A 6,150-nucleotide genomic window follows, 5' to 3' on the forward strand; every position below is an offset into this window, starting at 1 on the left:
GCCCAGTCCCGAGGAACCCCGAGCACGCCGGACCAGGCGTGGTCGATCGTCACCCCTGTCGTCGCGGGGAAGAACCGGTTGAGGATGCCGCGCAGCGCGTCGACCGTGCCCGCAGGGGTGTGCCCGTCGGAGTCCGTCCGCGACCCGAACCGGTACGGCACCCCGCGGCCGCCGATCGCGATGCGGTCGTCGGCGGTGCGCTGGGCGTACATGTAGGCGTGCGCCATGTCGCCGAGGGTCTCGCAAGCGTCCCAGCCGATGCTCTCCCAGACCGCCGGCGCGAGCGGCGCCGTCGCGATCAGCGACGAGTTCATCGGCAGCCAGGCCCGGTGCAGGCCGCGCAGTCCCGCGGTGAAGCCTTCGGTCGCCCGCACGACGACGTCGGCGGCGACGACCCCGCGCGCCGTGACCGCGCGGTGCGGCGTGATCTCGGTCACGGTGGTGTCCTCGTAGATCTCGACGCCGAGTGCCTCGACGACCCCGGCGAGTCCGGCGGCGAGTTTCGCCGGGTGGATGCGAGCGCAGTGCGGGTGCCACATCGCTCCCGTGGCTCCGACGACGTTCACGCGAGCGGATGCCTCCGCAGCCGTCAGGAGCTCGACATCCGTTTCCGCCCACTCCTGTTCGGCCCGGGCGCTCGCCTCGAGCCGCCGCTGCTGGGGCACGTCGCACGCAACGGTGAACTCGCCGCCCTTGACGATGTCGGCGTCGATGCCCTCGGCGGCGGCGACCCGGATCACCTCGTCGACGGTGTCGTTCATCGCGGTCTGGAACCGGGCCGCGGAGTCCCGCCCGTGGGTGGCGACATACTGCTCGCGTCCTCCCGTGATCGAGTTCGTCAGCCAGCCGCCGTTCCGCCCGGAGGCCCCGTAACCGGCGAAACGCTGCTCGAGGATCACGATGCGCAGGCCGGGCGCCGCCTTCTTCAGGTAGTAGGCGGTCCAGAGTCCGGTGTAGCCGGCGCCGACGATGCAGACGTCGGCGCGGAGAGCACCGGGTAGCGGCGGACGCTGCGTCGGCCGGCCGAGCTGGTTCCACCAGAACGAGACCTCGCCGTTGATCATGCCGGGTCGGCCGCGGAAGCGGGCCGCACCAGCCGGTCTTCCATCCCCCAGGGCTCGCCATATCCACCGGATTCCTCGCTCGCGCTCATCAGGTCGAGGAACGGTTTCGCGTCGAACGCCTCGGGACCGAGCACACCGAGTCCGCTCCAGGCGCCGGTCGCGAGCAGTTCGAGGGCGATCACCGGGTTGAGGGCGGTCTGCCAGACCACGCACTGGGCGTCGTACTCGCGCATCGTCCACTCGTTGTCGCTCACGTGGTACAGGTACACCTCGCGCGGCTCCCCGTCGACCCCTGTGCCCGTGACCCAGACCCCGGCGCAGGTCTTCCCGGTCATCCGGGGTCCGATCGTGGCCGGGTCGGGCAGGCTCGCCGCGACGACGTCGCGGGGCGCGACCCACACGGGCCCGGACTCACTGCGCACCCGCACCGGGGTCACGCTGTCGAGGCCGAGGCGGTGCAGGGTCTGCAACACGCCGATGAACTCCTCACCAAGCCCGTACTTGAAGGTGACCCGCTTCGCGTCGAGCCAGCGCGGCATCAGCAACACCTCTTCGTGCTCGACGTTCACGCACTCGACCGGGCCGATCCCCTCCGGGAAGTCGAAGATCTCCGGTTCGCTGAACGGCTGCGTCGTGAACCAGCCGCGGTCCTTCTCGAAGATCACCGGCGGGTTCAGGCACTCCTCGATCGTGGTCCAGATGCTGAACGAGGGCGCGAAGATCTCGGCACCGGACTCGTCGCGCACGACGAGATTGGCGCCGTCGCGGGTACCGAGCTCGTCGATCTCGCTGAACAGGTGGTCTGCGGCGTACCGGGCGAACACGTCGGACAGCCCCGGCTCGACGCCCATCCCGACGAGGGCGAGCCGCCCGGCGGTCTCCCAGTCTGCGGCGAGCGCGAACTGGTCGTCGCCGAGCTTGACGCCGGTCTCGTGGTACGGGTCGGTCGGGTGCGGTTCGGAAAGGCTCGCCGCCATGTCGAGGTAGTCGCAGCCTGCGGCGAGCGCCCCGGCGAACACGCTCGGCACGAACTTCGGCTCGACCGCGTTCATCACGTGCGTCGCGCCGTGTTCCCGGGCGACGGATGCGACGCGGTCCGGATCCCCCGCATCGATCTGGGCCGCTGTGAACCGGGCCGCGCTCTCGTCACCGTACTTCGCTGCGACGGCGGCGATCGTCCGTTCCGCCCGGCCGATGTCGTAGTCGCTCACGATCACCCGCTCGAAGAACGACCGGCGGGCGATGATCTTCGCGAACGCGTCTCCGACGCCGCCCGCCCCGACAAGGAGGATTCTCATTCGATGACGCTACCGCGCTCATCCGCCGTTGTCTGCCCCGCATCCCGACCAATTCGACGGAATTTTCACCTCAAACGGCCCGAAACACCCGTCCCGGGTACACAAGCCTCACAAGGGGTGCCGAACCGGTTCTGGGGCGGGCGGATGCCGGCGGGCCAGCCGGCGCTCGCCGTCCAGTTTCGCGGCGAGGGGCGCCCAGAGCAGCACGGCGACGCCGATGCCGAGCAGCAGGCCGCCGATGGTGTCGGTGAGCCAGTGCGCGCCGAGGTAGGTGCGGCTGACCATCATCGCGACGGCCCAGACCGCGCCGGCCACCCAGACCCACACTTTCGGGAAGATCAGGGCGAGGCAGACGACCATCGTCGCCGCATTCGCTACATGCCCGGAGGGGAATGAACCGAAATCGCTGGTGACCAGCATGTCCTGAGGGCGGGCGCGGCCGAACAGGTTCTTGAGAAGTTGCACGAGCCCGGAACTGACGATCGTTGCCACCAGGAAGTAGCCCGCCGCCCAGGGACGTTTCAGCAGGAGCAGTCCCACCAGGATCAGGACCGGGATGATCACGACCCCGGCGATTCCCGCGCCGAGGAAGTTCATCACGAGCGAGGCGTACTCCCAGATCGGCGCCCGGTGCTCGATGATCTCGGCCATCCACTCTGTGTCGATAACGAGCGGATTCCCGTTGTCGCGAAAGACGATCAGGGCGCCGAGGCCCGCGGCAAGGAGTACCGCCACGAGACCGCTGAGGAGAGGCCAGCGCCGGGCGACGCGTCGCGCCGCCGGGGCCGCCGCGGTTTCCGGGGCGACGGCGGGTGCAGGGTCTGGCTCGGGTGCGGGGGCGCTGTCATCGTCCATCAGGCCATGTTAGGCCGACCTCGGGGCGGACCCCCGCACCCGTTCCCGCCACGGACACCTGTTTCCCGTGCGCGAGCCACAGTCGTCCGCACCGGCCGCAGCTGCCCGCACCGGCCGCAGCTGCCCGGCGGGCGCGCTCAGTGGGCGAGGCGCGGGACCGTCCGCGGGCGCAACACGAACCACAGGGAACACACCGATGCGAGCGCGGTCCCGAGCATGACCGCGGCCATCGGCACCGCGGTCGAGACCCCGAGCATCCCGACGACCGGCGAGACGAGACCCGCGAGCCCGTAGTTGCCCGCCCCGAGGAGGGACGCCGCCGTGCCCGCTTCGTGCGGATGCGCGTTGAGCGCGATCACCTGCACGGAGGGGAAGGTGAATCCGCACGCCGCGATGAAGAACCAGAGCGGCACGATCACGCCCCAGAGCCCGGCGTCGACGAGGCCGAGCACGAGCATCAGGGTCGCGAACACGGCGAGCGCGGCGGTCGAGCAGGCCAGGATCCACTGCGGGGCGACGTTGTGGCGGTGCATCAGCCGGGAGCTCGTCTGCACCCCGACGACGATGCCGAGGGAGTTCGCCGCGAACAGCACCCCGTATTGCTGCGGCGTGAACGCGTAGACCTGCTGGAACAGGAACGACGACGCAGACAGGTAGGAGAACAGCCCGGTGAAGGTCATCGCGCCGACGATCGCGACCCCGACGAAGGTGCGGTCGCCGAGCACCGCCCGGTAACGCTGGCCGAGGGTGCTGTGCCCGGCGTGGTGGCGCTCGTTCACCGGCCGGGTCTCGACGATCCAGATGGCGACCGCGGCGATCACGACAGCGCCGTACCCGGCGAGAACGATGAAGATGCCGCGCCAGTTCATCACGAGCAGCAGCTGCGAGCCGAGAACAGGCGCGACCACGGGCGCGAGTCCGCTGATCAGGGCCAGTCGGGACAGCATCCGCACGAGCGGCTTGCCGCCGAACAGGTCGCGCACCATGGCGAGGGCGACGACGACGCCCGCCGCGGCGCCGAAGCCCATCAGCACGCGGAAGACACCGAGCCAGACGATGTCGGGCGAGAGCGCGGCGCCGACGCTGCTCGCAATGTGGAAGCCGGCCGCGAGCATGAGCGGCAGTCGGCGGCCGACCTTGTCGCTCCACGGCCCGACGATGAGCTGGCCGAGCCCGAACCCGACCATGGTGCCGGTCAGGGTGAGCTGGATGGCGGCCGCCGAGACGCCGAGCTCGCTCTGCAGTGTCGGGAACGCGGGAAGGTACAGGTCGATCGTGAACGGGCCGAGCGCCGTGAGCGCGCCGAGAATGAGTACGTAGACGAGCCGCTGCCCGCGGGACAGCGCATCACCCGGGTGCCTCCCGGTCGCCCGCAGGTCTGCGGCGGTGATCACGGTCAGTGATTCGGTGGTCAGGGCGGGGTCCTTTGCTCGGTTTCCCGCGAGTCAGGATGCCGCGGGCCGGGTCCGGCTGCATCGAGAGTCCCCAGGGTGCCAGGTCGCACCTGCGTCCAGCCTACGTCGCGCCCGGCGCGGGCCGCGCGGTTCAGGCCGCGTCGAGCGTCCCGAGCGACCGCGGCCGCACGAGGGTCCACAGCACGACGATCGAGACAACGGCCGTCACGCCCATGACCGCGGACATCGGCACGGCGGTGCCCACCCCGAGCAGTCCGACGATCGGGGAGATCAGCCCCGCGACCCCGAAGTTGGCCGCGCCGAGCAGCGACGCGGCGGTCCCGGCCTCGTGACCGTGCGCATCCAGCGCGATCACCTGCGCCGACGGGAAGGTGAAGCCGCACGCGGCGATGAACACCCAGAGCGGAACGAGGGTGCCCCAGAGGCCGGCGCCGGCGCGGTCGAGCACGAGGATCGCCATCGCCGCCGTGAGCAGCACGATCGTCGATACGGCGATGATCCACTGCGGGGCGACGTTGAAACGGTGCATCAGCACAGAGGAGAGCTGCACGCCCGCGACGATGCCGAGGGAGTTCACCGCGAACAGCACGCCGTACTGCTGCGGGCTGAACGCGTACACCTGCTGGAACAGGAATGGCGAGGCGGAGAGGTAGGAGAACAGCCCGGTGAAGGTCATCGCCCCGATGATCGCGACCCCGACGAAGGTACGGTCGCCGAGCACGGCCCGGTAGCGCTGGGCGAGCGTGTTGTGCCCTGAGGCGTGGCGTTCCAGCGTCGGGAGGGTTTCGACGATCAGGAACGCGACCGCAACCACGACGACGACGCCGTAGCCGGCGAGCACCCAGAAGATGCCGCGCCAGCTCATCACGAGGAGGAGCTGCGACCCGATCACCGGGGCGAGCACGGGGGCGAGCCCGCTGACCAGGGCGAGCCGGGACAGCATCCGCACGAGCGGCTTGCCGCCGAACAGGTCACGCACCATCGCGAGGGCGACGACCGCGCCCGCCGCCGCGCCGAAGCCCATCAGCACCCGGAAGACGCCGAGCCAGACGATGTCCTGGGACAGTGCGGCGCCGACGCTGGCAAGGATATGGAACCCGGTCGCGAGGAGCAGAGGCAGGCGCCGACCGACCCGGTCGCTCCACGGCCCGACGACGAGCTGGCCGAAGCCGAAGCCGATCATGGTCCCGGTCAGGGTGAGCTGGATGGCCGCAGCGGAGACGCCGAGTTCGCTCTCGAGCGTGGGGAACGCGGGCAGGTAGAGGTCGATCGTGAACGGGCCGAGCGCGGTGAGGGCTCCGAGCACGAGCACGTAGACCAGGCGCTGCGGCCGGGTCAGGGCATCTCCGGGATGCCGGACGACGGAAATGGGGGCGGTGGCGGTGCTCACGGCGGACGTGTCCTCACTGTGGGTGCTGGGGGCTGGCGCTGGGACGCATGCTGGGTGCAGCACTGGCTGGGAAGGACAACACTCCGCCATTAATCTGCCACCCGCGCGCTCCACTATTGTCTTGCCAG

The 6,150-nt window shown here is 70.3% G+C and carries 5 protein-coding genes; all 5 read right to left on the bottom strand.

The window, feature by feature from the left end; genetic code table 11:
• Window positions 1-1,064 (bottom strand): FAD-dependent oxidoreductase (locus QN345_RS14460; RefSeq protein WP_323508794.1); only part of this gene is annotated, 1,064 nt, incomplete at its 3' end.
• On the bottom strand, window positions 1,061-2,362 hold the full coding sequence (locus tag QN345_RS14465) for a saccharopine dehydrogenase family protein (protein WP_322188486.1): 1,302 nt from the start codon (window positions 2,360-2,362) through the stop codon (window positions 1,061-1,063). The genes QN345_RS14465 and QN345_RS14460, both read right to left, overlap by 4 nt.
• Window positions 2,363-2,470: 108 nt before the next feature.
• On the bottom strand, window positions 2,471-3,217 hold the full coding sequence (locus tag QN345_RS14470) for a phosphatase PAP2 family protein (RefSeq protein WP_322188487.1): 747 nt from the start codon (window positions 3,215-3,217) through the stop codon (window positions 2,471-2,473).
• 137 nt (window positions 3,218-3,354) lie between these two features.
• Complete coding sequence (locus tag QN345_RS14475; protein WP_241975172.1) at window positions 3,355-4,611, bottom strand: multidrug effflux MFS transporter; 1,257 nt, start codon at window positions 4,609-4,611, stop codon at window positions 3,355-3,357.
• Window positions 4,612-4,762: 151 nt separating this feature from the next.
• Window positions 4,763-6,022, bottom strand: coding sequence for a multidrug effflux MFS transporter (locus QN345_RS14480; protein WP_241984983.1), 1,260 nt, complete (start codon window positions 6,020-6,022; stop codon window positions 4,763-4,765).
• Window positions 6,023-6,150 lie beyond the last annotated feature (128 nt).

Origin of the sequence: Cryobacterium sp. 10I1 (assembly GCF_035019805.1) — a bacterium.
In the GTDB taxonomy this organism is placed as follows: Bacteria; Actinomycetota; Actinomycetes; order Actinomycetales; family Microbacteriaceae; genus Cryobacterium; species Cryobacterium glucosi.

Bases quoted from the DNA above. Each gene is read 5' to 3' on its own strand.
- QN345_RS14470 (WP_322188487.1), bottom strand. From the start codon at position 3,217: ATGGACGATGACAGCGCCCCCGCACCCGAGCCAGACCCTGCACCCGCC.
- QN345_RS14465 (WP_322188486.1), bottom strand. From the start codon at position 2,362: ATGAGAATCCTCCTTGTCGGGGCGGGCGGCGTCGGAGACGCGTTCGCG.